This window comes from Saccharopolyspora sp. NPDC050642 (genome assembly GCF_040654735.1).
GTDB lineage: Bacteria > Actinomycetota > Actinomycetes > Mycobacteriales > Pseudonocardiaceae > Saccharopolyspora > Saccharopolyspora elongata.
The window spans coordinates 106894-125897 of the sequence record NZ_JBFAIN010000013.1 but is presented as its reverse complement, the minus strand read 5'-3'; the positions used below and the strand labels follow the sequence as shown (position 1 = coordinate 125897).

Below are 19004 nucleotides of genomic sequence, written 5' to 3'. Positions count from 1 at the left end.
CAGGAAGTTCTGCCACCACACAACCGGTCTCGCGCCCGGAGCACAACGAATCGGCCCGCAAGGATGGGTGAACGTCAGACGAGGGCGCGGTGTCGGTCCCCCGTCCAACACGCCGGGCTCAGGCTTCGGCCGCCTTGAGCCTTCCGGTTCCGGGGGCGGCGATCAAGATCGACGTTGCCGGGCCCGCACCCCTGTCGTCGGCGCCCGATGTGGCGGTTTCAGCGTGGCAGCGGCGGCAACTCGGTGCTGTCCAGCCAGTTCGTGAAGAACCCGGCGAGCGGCCGGTTCGCGAATTCGTCGGCCAGCGCGGTGAAGTCCGCCGTGGTCGCCGTGCCGTGCCGGTGGTCGGCGACCCACTTCCGCAGCAGCTCGAAGAACGGCTCGTCGCCCAGTTCGCGGCGCAGCGCGTGCAGCGTCAGCGCGCCGCGCTTGTAGACCTGTTCGTCGAACATCCCGGCCACACCCGGATCGGCGATCCGGAGATCCGGCGGGCCTGCGGCGATGTGCGCGTGCCAGTTCGCCGCGTGCTGCTGCGCCGACGGGCCGCCCGAGAACTCCGACCACAACCATTCGGCGTAGGTGGCGAAGCCCTCGTTGAGCCAGATGTGCCGCCAGTCCGCGATCGTCACGCTGTTGCCGAACCACTGGTGCGCCAGTTCGTGCACGACGAGCCGCTCGTTCGTGCGTCGGCCGTCCAGGTGGCCCGCGCCGAAGACCGACATGCCCTGCGCCTCGACCGGCTCGTCCAGGTCGTCGTCGGTGACCACGACGACGTACTCGCCGAACGGGTACGGGCCGAACAACCGCTGCAGCACGTCCATGATCTGGCCGTGCCGCGCGAAGTCCGCGGCGAAGCGGTCGCCCAGCCGCGCGGGGATCGCCGCCCGCTGCGGCACCGGGCCGCCGGCCAGCTCCACCTCGGTGTACAGGCCGACCTGGATGCTCATCAGGTACGTCGCGGTCGGTTCCGGCCGCTCGTAGACCCAGGTCGTGGTGCTGCCGCGGCGTTGCCGCGACACCAGGTTCCCGGTCACCTGCACCGAGTACGGCGAGGCCGTCGTGAACGAGATCCGGTAGCCCGCCTTGTCCGCGAGGTGATCGTTGCAGGGAAACCACGACGGCGCGCCGACCGGCTGGCTGGCGACCAGGGAGCCGTCGGTCAGCTCGTCCCACCCGATCTCGCCCCACCGCCCGGAAATCGGCTGCGGATTGCCCGAATACCGGACGTCCACCCGGAATTCCGCCGCCGCGGCGACCGGACGCGCCGGTTTGATCCGGAGCTTCCCGCCGCCGTGCGTGAACTTGGCGGGACGGCCGTCCACGAGCACCCGGCGAACCCGCAGGTCGGCCAAGTCCAGGCTGAACCGCGACAGGGCCTGCGTCGCCACCGCCGAGATCGTCGCCTGCCCGGCGAGGCGGTTCGGGCCGACCTGGTACTCCAGGTCCAGGTCGTAGTGCTCTACGCGATAGCCGCCGTTGCCGTGCTCGGGCAGGTAGGAATCCGTCGACCGATCCGCCCCCGGTGCCGCCGCACCCGACTGGTCAGCACCAGGCTTCACCGGCGACGTCCTCCCGCTTTCCGCCACGTCGAGATCGGGTTGCCGAGCCACCGAGAGTGCGCGGGCACCTCGTCTCCCCGGGTCACCAGCGACCCGGGGCCGATGGTGGTGTGCGCACCGATGCTCGCACCGGGCAGCACGATGCCGTGCGGGCCCAGCGTAGCGCCGGCGTCCAGGCGCACCTCGTCCAACCGCATGACCCGATCATGGAACAGGTGGGTCTGCACCACGCAACCCCGGTTGACCGACGCGCCGTCGCCGAGCCGGACCAGGTCCGATTCGGGCAGCCAGTAGGTCTCCAGCCACACCCCGCGGCCGATCTTCGCGCCCATGCCGCGCTGCCACGCCGTCAGCAGCGGCGTCCCGCCGGCCGAACCGATCAGCCACGGGACGGCCAGCACCTCCACGAACATGTCCGCGAGCTCGGTCCGCCACACGAAGGAGCTCCACAGCGGGCGTTCGTCCGCCTGGTAGCGCCCGACCAGCAGCCACTTCACCGCGGTCGTCACGGCGCACGCCAGCAGGCCCGCGGCCAGCAGCACCGGCCCGGCCAGCAACGCGGCCAGCCACAGCCCGCCTTCGGCGTGCAGGAACGCCAGCGCCGCCAGCACCAGCACCGCCAGCGCCGCGCTGAACACGACCGGCACGAACCGGAACAGCTCGACCACCGCACGGGCCATCTTCAGCCGCAGCGGCGGGGCGAACGTCCGGCTCGCGTCGGCCTCGTCGACGGAACGGCGCAGCGGCATCGGCGGCATGCCCAGCCAGGACGAGCCCTTCTTGGCCTTGCGCGGCGTCGAGGACAGCACCCCGACCAGGCCGCGCTTGGGCACCGAACGCCCTGCCGCGGTCATGCCCGAGTTCCCGAGGAAGGCCTGCTTGCCGATGCGGGCCGGGGCCACGTGCAGCCAGCCGCCGCCGAGCTCGTAGGTGGCGACCATGGTGTCGTCGGCGAGGAAGGCGCCGTCGGCGACCTTCGTCATCTTCGGCAGCGCCAGCACCGTGGAGGCTTCCACGTCGCGACCGACCTTGGCACCGAGCAGCCGCAGCCACACCGGCGTGAACAGGCTGGCGTACAACGGGAACAGGCCGATGCGGGCCATGTCCATCAGGCGCTCGGTCGCCCACACCTGCCAGGCCATGCGGCCGTGCACCGGGTGGTAGCCCTCGCGCATCCCGATGCTCAGCGCGCGCACGCTCACCAGCACCAGCAACGCGTAGGAAACGAGGTAGCACGCGCTCGCCAGGGGCACCGCCAGCAGCGCCCGGGTCAGCGCCGAGCCGAGATCGGATGCGCCGCCGAGAGCGAGGCCGAGCACGCTGACGCCGGGCAGTGCCGCCAGCGCCGGCAGCAGCCCGAGCAGCACCGAGGTGACCCCGTAGACCGAGGCCCACACCTGCGACCTGGGCGGACGGCTCGACGGCCAGGTGCGGCCCGCTTCGCGCACCGGGACGGCCGGGGACCCGGCCCACCGCTGCCCCGCGGGCACCGAGCCGCGCACCGTGGAGCCGGCCGCGATCTCCGCGGACTTGCCGATCCGGGCGCCGGGGATCAGCGTGGTGCGGGCGCCGACGCGCGCACCGGCGCCGATCCGGATCTTGCCGATGTGCACCTCGTCGCCGTCGACCCAGTGGCCGGCGAGGTCCACCTCGGGTTCGACGGCCGCGCCCTTGCCGACCTTGAGCATGCCGGTGACCGGCGGCGGCGAGTGCAGGTCGACGTCCTTGGCCACCTTGGCGCCCAACGCCCGCGCGTAGTGGGTCATCCAGGAGGCACCCGACACGCCCGTCGCGCCGCTGAACTCGGCGAGCCGCTCGGCCGTCCACAGTCTCAAGTGGACACTGCCGCCGCGCGGGTAGGTGCCCGGGCGCACCCCGGCGAGCAGCAACCGCGCCCCACCGGCCGACAACGCGATCCGGCCCGCGGGGCTGAACAGGACCAGCCACGCCGCGGCGATCCACCACCACGACGCCGTCGGCGCGAACGACACGGATCCGGTCCAGGCCAGCACGTTGCTCAGCGCCGCCAGCACGGTCGTCCAGCGCAACCCGACGATGGCCAGCAGCGGCAGCATGATCAGGGCCTGCCACAGCCCGGTCAGCCGCGGCGTCGGCCGGACGACGCGCCGCGAGGTCTCGGTCATCGCCTCCAACGCGTCCAGGTGCGCGGCCAGCGAACCGAGCGTCGGGTGCTGGTAGATGTCGGCGACCGACACCTGGGCGTGGCGCATCCGGATGCGCGCGATCAGCTGGGCGGCGGTGAGGCTGCCGCCGCCGGTGGCGAAGAAGTCCGCGGCGGGGTCGGTCACCTCCACGCCGAGGATTTCCGCCCAGCCCTCCGCGAGCCACGCCTCGGTCGCCGACATCGCCGACCTCGCGGCGGGATCGCCGCCGGCGGTGGGCAGCGGCCACGGCAGCGCGGCACGATCCACCTTCCCGGAGGTGCGGGTCGGCAGGTCGGACACGACCGCGAGCAGCGGCACCAGCGCGGCGGGCAGCTGTTCCTGCAGCCGCCGCACTGCGTGGTCGTAGTCGAACCGCGCGTCCGCGGCCTCGGACTCCGCACGCGGCACCACGTAGCCGACGAGGATCTGGTTCCCGGCTGCGGTGGTCTGCACGGCCGAGGCCGCCCCGGCAACGCCGGGCAGGGCCTGCAGCACCGCGTCCACCTCACCGAGTTCGATGCGGCGGCCACCGAGTTTGACCTGTTCGTCGGCCCGGCCGACGAACAGCAGCCCCTCGGGCTCGGCCCGCACCACGTCACCGCTGCGGTAGGCCCGGGACCAGCCGAGCGACGGCAGCGGCGCGAACTTCTCGGCATCCTTGCCCGCGTCCAGGTACCGGGCGAGGCCGGCACCACCGATGATCAGCTCGCCGGTGTCGCCCATCGCAACCGGTTCGCCGCGCTCGTCGACAACCACGAGTTGCCAGCCCGCCAACGGCAAGCCGATCCGCACCGGCCCCTCGCCGGTGAGCCGGGCGGCGCAGGCGACGACGGTCGCTTCCGTGGGCCCGTAGGTGTTCCAGACCTCGCGGCCTTCGACTGCGAGTCGTTCGGCGAGTTCCGGCGGGCACGCCTCGCCGCCGAAGATGAGCAGCCGAACCTCTTCCAGCGCTTCGACGGGCCACAACGCGGCCAGCGTCGGCACCGTCGACACGATGCTGATGTGCCGCGCCACCAGCCAGGGGCCGAGGTCGACACCGGTGCGCACGAGGGCGCGCGGCGCGGGCACCAGGCAGGCCCCGTGCCGCCAGGCCAGCCACATCTCCTCGCACGAGGCGTCGAACGCCACGGACAGCCCCGCCAGCACCCGGTCCCCGGGGCCGATGGGTTCCTCGGTGAGGAACAGGCCGGCTTCGGCGTCGACGAAGGCCGCGGCGGCGGCGTGGCTCACCGCCACGCCCTTCGGCTTCCCCGTCGAACCGGAGGTGAAGATGATCCAGGCGTCGTCGGTGGGCGATGGTTCGCCCGGGCGACCGAGCGGCTCGCGGCGCAGCGCGAACGAGCCCCCGTCGGAGAGCACGGCGCAGACCTCGGCTTCACCGAACACGAGTTCGGCGCGCTCGTCGGGGTCATCCGCATCCACCGGAACGTAGGCGGCGCCGGCGGCCAGCACGCCCAGGATCGAGACGTAGAGTTCCGCGGTGCCGGAGGAAATCCGGATTCCGACCCGGTCGCCGACGCCGATGCCGGCGTCGGCGAGCCGTCGCCGCACGACGTCGATCTCGGCGGTCAGCCGGCCGTAGCTGAGCACCGTCGTGCCGTCGTCGATCGCCGGGGCGTCCGGGAATCGACGTGCCGTGCTGCCGAGAACCTCGACCAGGGTGCGCTGATCGGGCGCGAAGTCCGACCAGAAGACCGCGCTGGCCGCGGTTTCCGGAGGCGCGGACGGGACGAGCTGTTCACCTGCTGCCGTCAGAGTCACCGAACGCGCCGTCCCGCCGACGACCCGTTGCCCCGCTGCCCGCCGCGCAGCAGGTCCCGTGAGATGTCGCAACTCCGAACAGGACGTGAAATCACTGTCTCGCTCCGCAGTAGTCCAGGCGCGTACTCCGACGACCCGCCCAGGGCAGGCAGATCAGCTTACGGATCGAACGGGTTTCCGCATCCCGAAGGCCCCCGCGAAGTGCTTGCCATCACAACTCGAGGCGGCATTGGTCGTGCTGGTCCATCCAGGTGTCAAGCGATCGCTCGTCGTTTACCGCGCGCCGCGCTCCGGGTAGCGCTCGGTGAACGATCCGTTGCGAGTGGAAGTGGAGGGAAGTCCGATGCCGGATGCCAGTTCGTTCATGGTGTTCCTCGTCGTCGGCGCCGCGCTGGTGGTCGCCGACGGTCAGCTGATCCGGCGCAGCGGAACGACCTACCTGCAGTCGACCGCCCGCGATTCCGCCGCCGCGGATTCGGTGAACCGACTGGTCGTGGTCGTGTTCCACCTGGCAGCGCTGGGTTTGCTCGCGCTGATCTCCGTCGTGCCGATGGACCTCGGCAGCGCGCCGGAAACCGTGGTGGCGCGGCTGGGGGTCCTGCTGCTGGTGCTGGCGGTGGCGCACGGCGTGACGATCTGGACGCTGGGCCGGATCCGCACGCGCCAGCAGTCCCGGATGCTGCAGGAGGAAGTCGTCCGCGCGCAGGAGGGTTCGACCGACCGCTGACCCGAGCGAGCTCTGCAGGTGTTGGGCACGACGCTCCGGGTAGTCCTGAGTCGACAGTGCCTGATTTCCCGGAGGGCGCCATGGCAGAACGTCATGTCGTTCGCGACCACGCCGAAGGCACCTGGAAAGTCGTCGACGCGAGCACCGGAAAGACGGAGTCGCGAACCAGGACCCAGGCCGGGGCCATCGCCGAGGCGGCGGACAAAGCCCGGCGCACCGGGGGCGGTGACGTGGTCATCCACGGCTTCGACGGCGAGGTGAACGAGAAGCGCACGGTCGCACCCGCCACCTGACCCCCGCACCCGCTTCGGGTAGCGGGAAGCGACCGACATCCGTGGTCGTGGCGCGTCACCGGCGCATCGCCGCCCCTCGTGTGCGTGCACGGGGCAGTTGTGTCCAGCAGCCGCTCCTGCTGGCCCTGACCATTCCAAGGTGTTGCCGACGGCGGCCCGCCTGTCCTGCTGTTCGTCCACAATGGTCACTTTCGGCCCACCACGGCCGCCGGATCGATCGGTCGCCGCCATGTCAACGCTCCACCCCGCGCGGCACCAGGTCCTGCGCTCCACCGGGACTAGAACCAGTGCTTCCGCCCGGCGATAGCGCGGCCGCTGGCGCCCGAGATGGCGAAAACGACGCCCACGACGGCCAGCACCACACCCAGGATCCACAGGATCGAGATGTTGAGGAAGAAACCGAGCAGCAGTAGGACTACTCCGAGCACGATCACGGAGAACACCCCCGTTCAACGGGAAGTCCGGCACCCCGAAAGGCTGCCTGCGCATCCGGCAGGAGATCCGCTCCGCCGGGACTCGTCTCCGTCTTACTACCCCGCCTGACCCGTTTCCACACCTCGCGGTGTCACAGCACTCAACGCGAGCGCCGAGGCTCCAAGGAGCGAGCTCTGTCGCCCTGATGGACGTCCGATGCCCCCGCACCGGGTGGCCGAAGGGGGGGAAGCGGTCACCGTTGCCGGCCAACGAGATCCTTTGTGGATGTCGTCAGGGTGCTGGTGTCAGGCTTGGAGGTCTACGACGACCTTCACCTCGTCAGGTCCCGTGTCGAAGACATCGGTCCAGTGGCGCAACGGGATCCGGCGGCTGATCAAGGATTCCAGCCAGTTCCGATCTGCGGCGGCCAACGCCTGCACGGCCTGTTTGTAGTGGCGCAGGTTGGCGTTCACGCTGCTCACAACGACGTCGTTGTCCAGCATCAACTCGTTGCCGATCGCTGCCTCCGCGGGGAAGGGCATGGTGCGGTGGTGGCCCGCGAGACCGGTCAGCACGGTGATGGCGTTGCGCGCGGTGTGCTGCAGCACCTCGAACACCAGCCTGCCGGATCCGGTCGTCTCGATCACGACGTCCGGTTCGCAACGCAGATCGTCCAGCGACGTGTGGTACGTGGCGCCCAGCGCGCGGACCAGATCGGGTCTCGTCCCCTCGGCGACCTGGTCGAGGACATGCACCTCCAAGCCGCGCTGGACGCCTAGCAGCGCGGCGAGCAGGCCGATCGGTCCGGCCCTGGTCACCAGCGCGCGGTGGGGAGCGAAGTAGGCGCGTCGACCGATCATGTCGACCTGCTCCCACGCCTTGGCCACCACCGATGCGGGCTCGGTCAGCACGCCCAGAGCGCCGAGCCCAGGACTGACCTTGATCGCGAACTGGGGCTCGACGGTCCATAGCTGAGCACCGAATCCGTCCAGGCCCCGGATGCCGCGTTCGGTGTACTCACCGTTGAGGCAGAAGTCCCACTGCCCGGCGGCGCACGCCTCGCACGGCTCCGGGTCCGGACGCCGGACGACACCGACCACGTAGTCGCCATCCTGGAATCCGCTGATCGCAGGAGCGTGGACCGCCTGGCCGACGGATTCGTGGAAGAGGACCATGCGGTCCTGCCCCGGCGGCAAGGCACCATGCGCGTGTTCGGTGACATCACGATCAATGCGGCAGAACCCCACCAGCAGTCCTCGCACGAGTAGCTCGCCCGGCTCTGGAACGGGATCGGGCAGCTCGGTGACCGCCGACAGCTCCGGCTTTCCTGGCACCACGGTGGCAGCCTTCACCGGAATGCTCCTCCCTCACACCGTTGGCCGGGAACGAGCAGAACCCCCGGTCAGCAAGTCGTATCAACGCTGGCGAACCCGTACTGCAGGAGCTGGTTCGCTTGCCCCACCTGTACTGCAGGACACAGCCCCCACGTGCAGCTGTCAATGGTCAGCGGACGAATCGCAGGACACGAACCGCTCCCGTCAATGTCATTCGAGGACGGCCGGCGCCACTCGCGCCCTTCCAGGTGGTCGTCAGTGCCTGTTTTCCGCGCTCCCGGCCCGACGGATGTCGTCACTCGACACGGGTGGACGCGGGGGCTTTCTCCTCACCGGGCAGGCGGATGTCGGTGACTGCGATGTTGACCTCCACGACCTCCAATCCGGTCATGCGCTCCACCGCGGTGATGGTGTTGCGGCGCACCGCCCGCGCCAGATCCACCAGCGCGGACCCGTACTCCACGGTGATGTCCAGGTCGATGGCAGCCTGCTTCTCCCCGACCTCCACCGCCACCCCCGACGTTTGCGAAGCGCTCGAGCCAGGGATCCGTTCCCGGATCGCGCCGAATGCCCGGGCCACTCCTCCACCGAGTGCCGCCACTCCCGGGACTTCGCGAGTGGCGATTGCAGCTATCTTCTGCACCACCCCAGCGGCGATCGTCGTGCGACCGTGCTCGGTCTCGGCGACCTCGGCCGTCGGTGCAGCCTCTCTGGCTCGTCCTGACGTGGTCGCCCAGCTCCCTTCCGTGCTGACGTCCTCTCGACTCCGCTTCCCGGTCTCTTCCTTGGCCATCACCACCGCCTCCCCTCCTCCTTTTCTTCGCCGGCTGGCCTCCTCGACTTCACGATCACGGAAACGGCGCGCCGCGGCGGTGTTGATGATCGCAGCCGCGGGTATGGCGTGGTCATGGCCAAGGACAACAAGACCAGCAAGGTCGTCACCGATCCGGACCGAGCTCTTGCCCGGGCACGAGCGGCCGCCGAACAGATCAAGCCGAAGGATGAAGCGCTGTACTGGGCGACGATGGCTCAGGCCCTGCTCTTGAGCGAGATCCGCGACTTGATTCGCGAAACCCGCGCTCATCAAGGCGGGAGTGTGGAACTACCCGAACAAGCGCCGCCACGGGAAACAGCCAGGGTCACCGTCGTCGAGAAGTAGCACGGCGCGACGTCGCTGGGATGCCCGGCTTCTGCCGGTCTCATCCGATGGCAGCCGCACCATGATCGCGTAGGCGTCTCGGCATCGCTGGTCGAGCGCGTGGTTCCTGCAAGGTCGGCAATCGCCGGCCATCAGCGGGAACCACGAAGCCGGGCCAGTCGCCTCGAGCCTCGACCTCGCTTCGCGGCACCGGTCGTTTCGGCTGCCCTGGCCGCTGGGATGGCGTCCTCCGGTGGGAACGTCTCCCCAGCCGGCCGAGCACCCTCGTCAGTCGATGCTTCGGCTTCTTCGGGGGCTTCCTCCCGCCCGAGCGGACGTTCCTCCGGTTCCTTCGACGAACGCACCATGCGGTAAACGACGTACGCCACGGCAGCCCCTGCCGCGCTCCCCGCTGCCACCATGCTCGTGCGCCGCAAAAGCATCATCCGCCGCTCGTGGACCTTTGACCTCCGGGTAAACCTGCGCTTGCCGTGACGCCTCGACGCACGAGTTCCAAGCACGTCCTGGGCAGTCTTTCGAACGAGGCGCAATGCGATCTTGGCCATGCCCCAGACGCGCAGCAAATAGCCAAGGAGCGTGGCCAGATAAGCCTTGATCTTTATCATGTCTCGAGCTCCAAATCAGCGATGCCACCACACGTGCCAACGGTTGCAACCCATTCTTCTGCCGCAGGGAGCCGGACGCCATTCGCGAGTTCATACCTTCAAGCATCGCTCGATCCAGTGAGGCACAAGTGCCTCAACCTCGCTGCGTTGCCGCGCGGAACGCCATCACAACGGCACGCACGATCAACACCAGCAGGAGAACCACGCCCAACACCACCAGCAGGATGGGCAACAAGATCATCACGGCTACCAAGATGAGTTTGGCCTGCCAGCTCATCCCGGCTATTGCACCCTTGATCGCAGCCCAGACCGGACTTTTCCCGAGGATCGCTGCCCGCACCGCCCGAAGGGCAATCCCAGGCACCGCCCCGGACTTGTCCGCGCGTTCGGCGAGTTTGCCGACCACTCTCTCGATCTTCGTCGAGATGAGCTGTGCGCAGGCTTCGACCACGGCGCGGACGAGGTGCAAGAGGCTGTTCTCCAACCGCTCCACCGCAACTGCCATGCCCTCGTCGACCTCAGCGGGCGCACCGCTGCGATCGGCCACGTCTCCGGCGGTCGACTCCGCCGACGCGAACGTCGGCCGCCTGTGGGCTCGTCCGGACGATGCGAATTCTCGTTGCGATCGGGACTCGTCCCGCCCACTTCGATCGCCGATTACTGCCCCGGGCTGTTTCTTTCGCCGCCCCGGAGGGGCGCTTGCTTCTCTCACATCAACCCCGTTTTCCAGAATCGACTCCGACCTGGATTTCACACGACTACCTCTTGCCGCCCAGGAGTTTCATTCGCTTCCCGCGATTCGCACCTGCCCCACCCGAGCCCCTTCCGCGACTGGAACGACGCCCGAGAACGCTTCTCGATTTCTTCGCGCTCCCGGAGAATCCGAACCTTCGCCCGAACGCCACATCTGGCACTGCCCGTGAAAGCCTTCCAAAAGCACCCGCGAGTGTCGCGGACAACGTTCGAAGCCGTTGGAATGCTTTGCGGCCGAGGCGCCCCAAGGCCGGTTTCACCCCACCCCACCAGCCGAGCAAGATCCTGACGAGGTTCGCCAGTGCCACCTTGATCCGAATCACGGCCATCACCGAACCTTCGTTCCACCGGGTACCCGGGACCGCGCAACCGGAATCGTCGGCCAGTCCGGGCAATGGACGAGTATCCGAATAGGTTGTCGAGCGACAACCTTATTCGGGTACTTCCAGCCTCGTAGCAATCCGTGCACAACAGCAGTGTCACACGTCACAAGCACCTTCAGGTGTACGGCTAACGCGTCGCGGGTAAGCGTGGAGCGACTTCGCAAGACCATCGGATTGAGCTTTACGCGAAGGTGAGCGGGGTCTCGAGCAGTCGCACCAAGGGAGCATGACATGAGCACAGGCGACAAGGCCAAGCACAAGGCCGAAGAAATTGCCGGCAAGGCGAAGGAGAAGCTCGGTCAAGCCACCGGCGACAAGGAGAAAGAAGCCGCGGGCAAGAGCGAACAGACCACGAGTGCTCTGAAGCAGGCGGCGGACAAGGTAAAGGACGCCGTCACCGGGCACAAGGACAAGAAACCCGACCAAGACGGCTAGCCACGTGTTTCGTGGGCCGCGCACCCCCGCTGGTGTGCGGCCCACTTCGCGGTGTCCACACGAACGCGCTGCACCGACATCACAACGGAGGTGACCATCACTGGTCGTCCCGCGGCAGCAGGGGGCCGAGCGGACCGAGGTCGAGGTTGAGATCGTCGGTGGAGAGCTCAAATCGATCGCGCAGTTCCGTCATCGCCTGTTCCAGCTTCATGAGGGCCAGACCCAGCTCTTCGACCTGCTCATCATCGAGCGTGCCTTGGTCGACTCGACGCAAGGCCTGGCGCTCCATGAGCTGGCGCAGCAACTCGACGATGGTCAGCACGAGCCGGACCAGATCGCGCTGGACCGACTCCGCATCGGTTTCGATGCGGTGCTGCAGTCTTCCCGACCTGCCGACCCGTTGTTCTCCGGACGGTTCACCCATCGCTGCCCCGCTCCCAGGAGTCGACGTTCATCGTGCTCTCTTGGATCGATGTGATGATGGCCCGCAACGAGACCCGCACCAGGTCTACTCCAGCCAAGGAGATGGTGACGTCTCCGGTGAGCACCACTCCGCCGGCCAACAGCCGGTCGAGAAGGTCGACGAGCGCGATCTCACGAGCATCCCGAACAGTTCGCGTGCTGACGTCGTGTCCTGTGGTCATCGCCGCGCTCACTGCCTCTCCGCGGATACCACCGCGAACGAGTACGGCGCCCAAGGTCCCGTGAGCTCGATCTGCAGGGAGCTTCCGCTCTTGATTTCGTCGATCGCGGAGGTGAACTCCTCGGTCCGCGAGTCGTCGACCAGGTAGGCGCCGTTGAGCACCATCAAGCCTCGATAGGCCGCGAGGTCGCGATTCTGCGGCGGGTGCACGCGGTTCGCGTGAGCGAGCTCGCTCAAGGCATCGTGGATCTCGCTTGCTCGCTCCACTGCTTCATGCTCTGCCTCGGCCCGCCCCTTCCGCTGCTCCCGGATCTTGCGGAGGTAAGCCTGTCCCGGACGCTCACCCTCGCCGGTCTCCGGCTCAGCAGGTTCCCCGGGCGCACTCCCGACGAGGTCCGCGTATGCCTTGACCCCCCACTCCGTGCGGCCGGCTATCAGCGCCAGGACGTCGAGGAACATGGGCGCTTGTTCGGTCAATGCGGCCTGGACCCGAGCGTCGTTGTAGTAGACCGTGGCCAACGCCAGTGGCGCGACGGTCGAGGTGGCAGCTGCTGCGTCGACGACGCGATTGTGCTCGCGCACCGTTCTTTCCAGCCAGCGCAGGTCTTCCAAGTTCTTCCGCAGCCCTTGCTCGCCGAACTCCTCAGCGGACACCGTGCTGACCAGCGCTGCCAACTCGCCAGAGCTGACGAGCCGAACCCCCGACCCGGCGATCCCCGCGGCGCCGGGCTGCAAGTCGGCGTCCTTCCGGGAGATCGCGTAGACGTAGGACAGGGTTTCAGCCACGGTCCTGCTCCTCAGAGGTGCGCCGAGGAGGTGCGCTTCGACGACGCTCACTGCGTTGTTCGTCTTCGCCTTGCTCTATCGCGCCCTGCGGTGTGCCGCGCTCGGACTCGAGCTCTCGGACCTGAGAGCGCAGCTGCCGGTTCTCTTCGGCCAGATCGCGGTGGCCGGACGACAGAGTGGGGTCGTGCTCCCACCAGTCGATCCCCATCTCGCGGGCGCGTTCCACCGAGGCGACCACGAGCCGGAGTTTGATGGTCAGCAACTCGATGTCGAGCAGGTTCACCTGGATGTCACCGGCGATGACGATTCCCTTGTCCAAGACGCGTTCGAGGATGTCCGCGAGGTTCGCGGATTCCTGTCTGGCAGGTGGCGCCCCGCGCTGTCCGTACCAGGCGGGCGCCCGCGCCCCGCCGCCTCGAACCTCCGGCGCCGTCATCCGCTCCTCGCCATCGTGCCCGTTCATCGTTCGTTGCCTCGTCCCCTGGAGTAGCGATCGACCCGGCGGTAGGAAAGGAGGTCGCCGTCCTGGTCCAGCTCCGCTTCGTACACCGCCAGGATGTCCGCCGTGTCCGGAACCCGGTGGCTCTCGACCACCTCGACGCTTACGAGCCAGCCGTTCTCCACGCGCTCGAGCGAGGTGACACCCTCCGGTTGCCTGCCCGTCAGTTCATGCACTTGGCGGACGGCCAGCTGCGCGGCCTGGGCCGCCTTGAGCGAACGTCCCCCATCATCACTACCTCGCCGGTCCTCTTCATCTTCCGGTTCCCGACGCACTCGCTGCGGCTTGCGGTCCCTCTCGGCACGATCGTCGCGTGGCGCCGACGCCTTCGATCCCGTTTGCCGCGGCCGAGGTCGCCGAGGGCGATCAGCTGGTGGCTCGCGGTCCCTGGCGTCGTCGTCCCGCGTGGTGGCCACCGGATTCACATCTCCCCAGCGTCACGCCGGCGCTGCGCTTCGAACAGCCTGGCCAGCAGGTCCGCATGCAGTTCGTCGCGCTCGTGATCGGTCAGCTCGCCGGCGGCGTGCGCGTCATCGACGTCGGCTATCTGGCGCTGGATCAATGCGGGGTCGTAGTACTGCCGCTCCGCGTGCTGCTTGATCTGCTCAGCCACCCAGACGGCACCTCGGACCGGTGCCAGCGGAAGCGTGAGCAGTCCAGTGATGAGCCCCATGTCAGGTCTCCGGCAGAAAGTCGTAGGGAGCGAGAGGCCCGATCAACCGCAAGTTGATGCGCCCATCCCACTGCCGTCCGAGATCATCCACTGCTTGCTCGAACTGCGCTACCGCCTCGCGATCAACGAGGAAGGCGACGTGCATGGCGTCGTCCTCACCAGCGACCGCATGTGAAGCGGAAGCAGCGGAGAACTTCTCGAGAGAGCTGATCAGCGTCTCGGTATCGATTTCGCGTTTCCTGACCACCGCGTTGTTGACCAGTTCTCCCAGCCTCAAGCGCTCGGCGTAGCCCGCATCCTCGGGCAGCCCTTGAAGGGCCGCGCGGAGGTCCTGGATCTCGGGCTCTTCGGAAACGATTTCACGGAGGTGCGCGTTGTTCGCGTACCGGCCGCGAACGGTGAACTGCACCAGCCCGGCAAGCTCTGCGAGCACTTCCTCGAAGTGCCCCTGATGGGGCGCCAAGAGCTCGTCGACGACGGCTTCCCTGGTTCTCACGACGGATCCGAAACGCATTGGTATCACTGTCGCTTCCGCCGCGAGGGTGTCGAGTACCCGTTCATGCGCGAGCAAATCCTCGCGCGTCCCGAGCGGGCGAGCGAGCTGCACCTCGCTGACCAGGGCGGAGAGCTTGCCGTACGAGGCCAGGTCCACCTCTTCCTTGCCATCTCCAACTGAGGGCAGATCGTCCGGAAGCTTCTCCCGGTGGTCGACGATCCCGTACACGTACACGCCGCGATCGACGTCGTCTTGCTGTCCCGATTGGACCTGATCGCCTCGTTCTGCGCGTGTGGCCATCATTCACGCTCCCGACTGCGTGATTCCCTGCGCCGTACGGGCTGCTTCTCTCTCTTGTCGCCCTCGTCGGCACCGCGGAACTCGTCGAACTTGTCCTTGGCCGCGTCGATCACTCCCTTGGTCTTGCCCTTCGCGCCGCTCTCCGTCATGCCCTGCATCAGCTCCGGAAGGTCCTTGCCGCCCTTCTGATCCAGGTCCAGCCTGTTGGTCGCCTCGGCGAAGCGCAGGTAAGTGTCCACACTGGCCACGACGACGCGCGCATCGACCGTGAGGATCTCGATCCCCACGAGCGAAACGCGCACGAACACGTCGATGACCAGCCCCTTGTCGAGGATCAGCTCGACCACGTCTGCAAGAGTGCCTCCAGTTCCCCGCTGCACCGGGGACCCACCGCCGCCTTGCATGCTTGCGACGGTCATGCGATCACCTTCTCCGGCTGGATGTCACACGTTCACTTCGACGCCCTCCGCGTTCCTCCTCATCTTCTTCGTCACCCTCCCGGTACTCCTGGTCCTCGTCTCCGTACCCCTCTTCGTCCTCGTATCCTTCGCCCTCTTCGGCTTCGGCCTCTTCATCGGCTTCGCCGTAGTCCTCGTCTCGCTCGGCCTCGTCTTCCTCGTCGCCGTAACCTTCTTCTTCGCCCTCTTCCTCTTCGGGCTCCTCATCCACTTCGGCGCGCTCGCCTTCGTACTCCTCTTCTTCCTCGGCGGGTTCGCGGCCGTATCCTTCCTCCTCCTCGCGCAGGGCGTCCTCGTGAGTCCTGACGACCTCCCTGTCGCGGATCTCGCCGCGCCATCCTTCGATCTTGTCCTGTTCCAAGATCGTCCGGGTCATCATGTGCCGTTTGATGTACTTGAAGTCCGCTCGCACACGCCGCCCTTGCGCACGCCACATGTACGCCGTCTTCTCGAAGAATCCTTGCGGATAGTATTCGAGGACAAGCAGAATTCGCGTCATGCTCGGCGCGAGCTCGTGGAACGTGACCGTTCCATCCACGGTCCCCTTCGCGCCTGTCGAAGTCCAGATGATTCTGTCGTCGGGCACCTGTTCGACGATAGTGGCTTCCCAGCTTCGCTTCGACAGGAAGATCTGCGCCTTCCAGTTGACCTTCTCGTCGGATTCCTGGTCCACGCTGAGGACTTTCTTCGTCATGTCAGGAAAATCTTCGAACCTGGTCCACTGGTCGTACACAACGCGAAGCGGCAATCCCACATCATTGTGCTCGATGATGTTGACAACCTTGGCCTTGCCCTTCTTCCCCCCTTTACCTCCACCCATGCCCAGCTTCTCTTTTGCCTTTTCCTTCAATCCGGAGAAGCCGGCCTTCAGCGCCGACTTGACCGGGGACCCTCCCGCAGCCAACTCCTTACCCCCCGTCAATGCGGCCATCAACCCGGCACCACCGTTTTCAGCCGACTCCACGAGCTTTTCGGTCATGCCCTCGACCTTGTCGCTGACGAAACCAGCCGCCCGCTCCCCGGCTGCGGTCAACAAATCCTGGAACCCCGCTTTCAACGGTTCGAGCGGCAGCTCGCTCAACAACCCACCAGAACCGGAACGACGCCCATCGGGCTGCTCCGCCATGGTCATCACCTCAGCCACGCTCAAGACGACTTCTTAGTGGTGGACGACTTGGAACTCGTTCCCGACTTGTGCTGAGTCGACGTTCCGGAGCCGGTCCTGCTCCCGGCCCGGCCCGTCGAGCGGCCCGCAGCCGTGGCCGATGCCCCACTGCTGGCCGCCGACCTGGCGCGCTCGGTGGCCTTCGACCGTGGCTCGGGTTCCTTCTGCGCCGTGGAACCACCTTTCCGGCCACTCGGCTCAGAACGACGCGTGCTCGCGCGAGCCGATGCCGAACGTTCATCCGTCCGGTCACGGGCGTGGTCGGCGCTTCGCGGTGGCGGCACCGCAGCTCGCTCTTCCTCCTGCTCCTCGGTTGCCGCCTCACCCTCGTCCACTTCTTCCTCGGGAGTTTCTCCGGCGGCTTCCTCGGGAGTTTCTCCGGCGGCTTCCTCGGGAGTTTCTCCGGCGGCCCGCTTGCCGAGGCCAGACGCTCGCTTGCCGAGTCCAGCTGCTTGCTCACCAAGACCAGACGCCTGTTCCCCGACGTTGGAAGCCCGCAAACCGGCGGCCCGCTTGGTCAGATTGTCGCCAATCGAATCGATCTTGTTCGTCGCCGCCGCAATCGCAGCGGATTTCGCCGCGTCCACCAGGCGCTCACGCGCCTCACCCGTCAGCTTCTTCAACTCGGGGGACCCTGCGATCAGTTTGCCCCCCTGCGCGAGGAGATCCTTGGGATTGACCCCGAGGCGCCGCCCTGCCATCACCCCGGCGGTCGCGATCGCGAGCTTCATCTTCCGACTGCGCCCGAGGACGTAACCGATCGCAACTGCGAGCGCGATCTGAGGTCCAGATTTCATGATCAACCTCCTGCGGGCGTATCCGGCGGGCCGGTCGCCCGTAAACGCAAACGGCTCGCGCAAGCTCCTGAGGCCACCTATTACCGAGCCGCTACGGCGATTATCTTGAGTGGCTACCCCCGTACCAGTCGACCAAAACCCTTGCCATGGGACAACTTCGTGATCGATCGGGATTCCCACGAGAACAAGATCGAGCACCCCGCCGAGGCATCAGAAATCGCTTTCCACGGCACGCGAAACGTGACTTTCCAGTTCCATGAACAGCTTCGAGCAGACGTCGAACGAGGTCAGTCGACCAGGTCCGCATCTCGAAGCTCCTCCTGGACGATCTCGCTTACCCAGCGCCGCAGGGGCGACATCCGGTCGCACGCGCGCCCCTCTCGGTGACCTCTTCTCCACCCGTAGGCCTGCTGGTCGTCTGCCGGCTTCACGGCTTCTTCGTCCGCTGCGTCCGAACGAACGGTCAGGCCGCTCAGCGCGCACAGCACACCGCGGCCGGCTGCCAACGTCGCCGCGATGCTTCGCGCCTGCGAATCGCCGGGCAGAAGATCCAGGACCGCTGCGTCACCGAGGTCGGCCGTCGCACGGGCCACGACGGCCAGCCTCAGCGTGTCCGGACTCGGCGCAAAGGCCATTGCCAACCCGGAAAGCACGTCTCGTACACCGATGCCACGGCAGAGAACCGCGGTGGTCGGCGCGACGTTCCCGTCCGAATCACCCAGCCCACAGGCACTCGCAAGGGTCTCTGGACGTAGCACGACGACTGCGCCGGCCGCGGCCGTTCCGATGCCGAGCAGGCGAGGAAACCACGTCATGGCGCTGCACCTCTCCTCCAAGGACGTCGATGCCCGTCGGGCATCATCCTTGATCACTAGCGCCTCGCGGAGTCTGAAACAGCACGGACACCGCGCTCGTCACCAGTATGCGCCCAACGCTGCATGCGGAAAGTTTCTCCTGCCGCTCCGATATGGTCGCTTCCCCAGGGGTATGCCCACGGTGGAATCGCTCGCACGATCCGGCAGCGCCAGGGCCTCGGAGGCGGCAGATCATGTCAAGCACGCACGACTCTGAGCACGTTCCAGAGCAGCCTCACGAGCACGTGAACGTTCAAATCGTGCTGGTCGCCCAGATCAACGCGCCCTGGGTGAGCCGAAGCCTGGTCGACGTCGGCGCACTGATCCGCACCCCGAACGCGGCAGCAGGCATCCGTGGGGGCCTGCACGTGATCGCAGACATCGTTAGGGCAGCGGCGAAGATCCTCGCTGACGACCGCCTGGAGGATGTCGCGCCCGAGGAGCGCCCGCGGTTGGTGGTCACCGCAGAACGTGCAGACAAACCTGACGCTCGCCCGCAGCATTGACAACCCGTGCCCGTCCCGGCAGCCGCGAACTTGTCCTGCACCAACACCAACGCGAAGGCGCAGGGAGCGCGACGGTCACACGAGGATCACCAGCATCAGAAAAACGACGCGCAACTTCAGCGAGAGATGATTTCAGAACGGGTTCGCGCGGCGGTGCGGAATGGGCCGCCCACCTGGTCACGGGGGCCCATCGAGAAAACCAGGCTGACGATCGTCCATTCAGGACCAGGAATGATCGA

22 protein-coding genes are annotated in these 19004 nt (G+C 67.4%); 4 read left to right on the top strand and 18 right to left on the bottom strand.

The genetic code is table 11. The annotated features are described in order from the left end of the window. Positions 1-218 precede the first annotated feature (218 nt). Both AB0H93_RS21620 and AB0H93_RS21615 read right to left on the bottom strand, forming a co-directional pair. Entirely contained in the window at positions 219-1559 is a 1341-nt protein-coding gene (locus AB0H93_RS21620; RefSeq protein ID WP_358574775.1) for a M1 family metallopeptidase, read from the bottom strand. After that, positions 1556-5479, bottom strand: coding sequence for a Pls/PosA family non-ribosomal peptide synthetase (locus AB0H93_RS21615; RefSeq protein ID WP_358574876.1), 3924 nt, complete (start codon positions 5477-5479; stop codon positions 1556-1558). The genes AB0H93_RS21620 and AB0H93_RS21615 overlap by 4 nt, the downstream gene beginning before the upstream one ends. A 349-nt stretch (positions 5480-5828) precedes the next feature. On the opposite strand from AB0H93_RS21615, the gene AB0H93_RS21610 reads away from it, so the two are divergent. Together AB0H93_RS21610 and AB0H93_RS21605 are read left to right on the top strand one after the other, a co-directional pair. Beyond that, positions 5829-6212, top strand: a complete 384-nt coding sequence (locus AB0H93_RS21610; RefSeq protein WP_358574773.1) for a hypothetical protein — start codon at positions 5829-5831, stop codon at positions 6210-6212. An 80-nt stretch (positions 6213-6292) separates the two neighbouring features. Further along, positions 6293-6505: a DUF2188 domain-containing protein gene (locus AB0H93_RS21605; protein ID WP_132486646.1), complete on the top strand. Its 213-nt coding sequence runs from the start codon at positions 6293-6295 to the stop codon at positions 6503-6505. A gap of 278 nt (positions 6506-6783) precedes the next feature. On the opposite strand, the gene AB0H93_RS21600 is transcribed toward AB0H93_RS21605, so the two are convergent. The 5 genes from AB0H93_RS21600 to AB0H93_RS21580 form a co-directional block, all read right to left on the bottom strand. Continuing rightward, positions 6784-6939, bottom strand: a complete 156-nt coding sequence (locus tag AB0H93_RS21600; protein WP_358574771.1) for a hypothetical protein — start codon at positions 6937-6939, stop codon at positions 6784-6786. Positions 6940-7224: 285 nt separating this feature from the next. Then, positions 7225-8271, bottom strand: a complete 1047-nt coding sequence (locus AB0H93_RS21595) for a glucose 1-dehydrogenase (RefSeq protein ID WP_358574770.1) — start codon at positions 8269-8271, stop codon at positions 7225-7227. A 277-nt stretch (positions 8272-8548) separates the two neighbouring features. After that, a complete protein-coding gene (locus AB0H93_RS21590) occupies positions 8549-9049 on the bottom strand; it encodes an Asp23/Gls24 family envelope stress response protein (protein WP_358574872.1) in 501 nt (166 codons plus the stop codon). Between the two features lie 494 nt (positions 9050-9543). Further along, positions 9544-10017: a hypothetical protein gene (locus AB0H93_RS21585; RefSeq protein WP_358574769.1), complete on the bottom strand. Its 474-nt coding sequence runs from the start codon at positions 10015-10017 to the stop codon at positions 9544-9546. A gap of 133 nt (positions 10018-10150) precedes the next feature. Continuing rightward, a complete protein-coding gene (locus AB0H93_RS21580) occupies positions 10151-10564 on the bottom strand; it encodes a hypothetical protein (protein ID WP_358574767.1) in 414 nt (137 codons plus the stop codon). A gap of 820 nt (positions 10565-11384) precedes the next feature. Between AB0H93_RS21580 and AB0H93_RS21575 the strand changes: the two genes are divergently transcribed. After that, positions 11385-11588: a CsbD family protein gene (locus AB0H93_RS21575; RefSeq protein WP_358380091.1), complete on the top strand. Its 204-nt coding sequence runs from the start codon at positions 11385-11387 to the stop codon at positions 11586-11588. Between the two features lie 97 nt (positions 11589-11685). Here the strand turns inward: AB0H93_RS21575 and AB0H93_RS21570 are convergent, their stop codons facing one another. The 11 genes from AB0H93_RS21570 to AB0H93_RS21520 form a co-directional block, all read right to left on the bottom strand. Then, positions 11686-12012, bottom strand: coding sequence for a gas vesicle protein K (locus tag AB0H93_RS21570; RefSeq protein WP_358574766.1), 327 nt, complete (start codon positions 12010-12012; stop codon positions 11686-11688). After that, positions 12005-12232: a gas vesicle protein gene (locus AB0H93_RS21565; protein WP_093266352.1), complete on the bottom strand. Its 228-nt coding sequence runs from the start codon at positions 12230-12232 to the stop codon at positions 12005-12007. The genes AB0H93_RS21570 and AB0H93_RS21565 overlap by 8 nt, the downstream gene beginning before the upstream one ends. 8 nt (positions 12233-12240) lie before the next feature. Further along, the gene (locus tag AB0H93_RS21560) at positions 12241-13017 is read right to left on the bottom strand and encodes a GvpL/GvpF family gas vesicle protein (protein WP_358574765.1); all 777 of its coding nucleotides are present in this window, start codon (positions 13015-13017) and stop codon (positions 12241-12243) included. Beyond that, complete coding sequence (locus AB0H93_RS21555; protein ID WP_358574764.1) at positions 13010-13453, bottom strand: gas vesicle protein; 444 nt, start codon at positions 13451-13453, stop codon at positions 13010-13012. The genes AB0H93_RS21560 and AB0H93_RS21555 overlap by 8 nt, the downstream gene beginning before the upstream one ends. 23 nt (positions 13454-13476) lie before the next feature. Further along, positions 13477-13791, bottom strand: a complete 315-nt coding sequence (gene gvpO / locus AB0H93_RS21550; RefSeq protein WP_358574762.1) for a gas vesicle protein GvpO — start codon at positions 13789-13791, stop codon at positions 13477-13479. Positions 13792-13937: 146 nt separating this feature from the next. After that, on the bottom strand, positions 13938-14189 hold the full coding sequence (locus AB0H93_RS21545) for a gas vesicle protein GvpG (RefSeq protein ID WP_358574761.1): 252 nt from the start codon (positions 14187-14189) through the stop codon (positions 13938-13940). 1 nt (position 14190) lies between these two features. Beyond that, positions 14191-14988 (bottom strand): GvpL/GvpF family gas vesicle protein, encoded by a 798-nt coding sequence (locus tag AB0H93_RS21540; RefSeq protein WP_358574760.1) that lies wholly within the window; start codon positions 14986-14988, stop codon positions 14191-14193. After that, entirely contained in the window at positions 14985-15404 is a 420-nt protein-coding gene (gvpJ, locus tag AB0H93_RS21535) for a gas vesicle protein GvpJ (RefSeq protein WP_358574759.1), read from the bottom strand. Before gvpJ ends, AB0H93_RS21540 begins: the two co-directional genes overlap by 4 nt. 4 nt (positions 15405-15408) lie before the next feature. Beyond that, entirely contained in the window at positions 15409-16587 is a 1179-nt protein-coding gene (locus tag AB0H93_RS21530) for an SRPBCC family protein (protein ID WP_358574870.1), read from the bottom strand. A 2-nt stretch (positions 16588-16589) separates the two neighbouring features. Next, on the bottom strand, positions 16590-17405 hold the full coding sequence (locus AB0H93_RS21525) for a hypothetical protein (RefSeq protein ID WP_358574758.1): 816 nt from the start codon (positions 17403-17405) through the stop codon (positions 16590-16592). A 287-nt stretch (positions 17406-17692) separates the two neighbouring features. After that, positions 17693-18220 (bottom strand): hypothetical protein, encoded by a 528-nt coding sequence (locus AB0H93_RS21520; protein WP_358574757.1) that lies wholly within the window; start codon positions 18218-18220, stop codon positions 17693-17695. Between the two features lie 233 nt (positions 18221-18453). Between AB0H93_RS21520 and AB0H93_RS21515 the strand changes: the two genes are divergently transcribed. Further along, positions 18454-18765 (top strand): hypothetical protein, encoded by a 312-nt coding sequence (locus tag AB0H93_RS21515; RefSeq protein WP_358574756.1) that lies wholly within the window; start codon positions 18454-18456, stop codon positions 18763-18765. Positions 18766-19004 lie beyond the last annotated feature (239 nt).

What these genes read in the sequence shown, in the direction of transcription:
- AB0H93_RS21610 (WP_358574773.1), top strand. Translation starts at nt 5,829, where the DNA reads ATGCCGGATGCCAGTTCGTTCATGGTGTTCCTCGTCGTCGGCGCCGCG.
- AB0H93_RS21605 (WP_132486646.1), top strand. Translation starts at nt 6,293, where the DNA reads ATGGCAGAACGTCATGTCGTTCGCGACCACGCCGAAGGCACCTGGAAA.
- AB0H93_RS21585 (WP_358574769.1), bottom strand. Translation starts at nt 10,017, where the DNA reads ATGATAAAGATCAAGGCTTATCTGGCCACGCTCCTTGGCTATTTGCTG.
- AB0H93_RS21575 (WP_358380091.1), top strand. Translation starts at nt 11,385, where the DNA reads ATGAGCACAGGCGACAAGGCCAAGCACAAGGCCGAAGAAATTGCCGGC.
- AB0H93_RS21570 (WP_358574766.1), bottom strand. Translation starts at nt 12,012, where the DNA reads ATGGGTGAACCGTCCGGAGAACAACGGGTCGGCAGGTCGGGAAGACTG.
- AB0H93_RS21565 (WP_093266352.1), bottom strand. Translation starts at nt 12,232, where the DNA reads ATGACCACAGGACACGACGTCAGCACGCGAACTGTTCGGGATGCTCGT.
- AB0H93_RS21555 (WP_358574764.1), bottom strand. Translation starts at nt 13,453, where the DNA reads ATGACGGCGCCGGAGGTTCGAGGCGGCGGGGCGCGGGCGCCCGCCTGG.
- AB0H93_RS21545 (WP_358574761.1), bottom strand. Translation starts at nt 14,189, where the DNA reads ATGGGGCTCATCACTGGACTGCTCACGCTTCCGCTGGCACCGGTCCGA.
- AB0H93_RS21540 (WP_358574760.1), bottom strand. Translation starts at nt 14,988, where the DNA reads ATGATGGCCACACGCGCAGAACGAGGCGATCAGGTCCAATCGGGACAG.
- gvpJ (WP_358574759.1), bottom strand. Translation starts at nt 15,404, where the DNA reads ATGACCGTCGCAAGCATGCAAGGCGGCGGTGGGTCCCCGGTGCAGCGG.
- AB0H93_RS21525 (WP_358574758.1), bottom strand. Translation starts at nt 17,405, where the DNA reads ATGAAATCTGGACCTCAGATCGCGCTCGCAGTTGCGATCGGTTACGTC.
- AB0H93_RS21520 (WP_358574757.1), bottom strand. Translation starts at nt 18,220, where the DNA reads ATGACGTGGTTTCCTCGCCTGCTCGGCATCGGAACGGCCGCGGCCGGC.
- AB0H93_RS21515 (WP_358574756.1), top strand. Translation starts at nt 18,454, where the DNA reads ATGTCAAGCACGCACGACTCTGAGCACGTTCCAGAGCAGCCTCACGAG.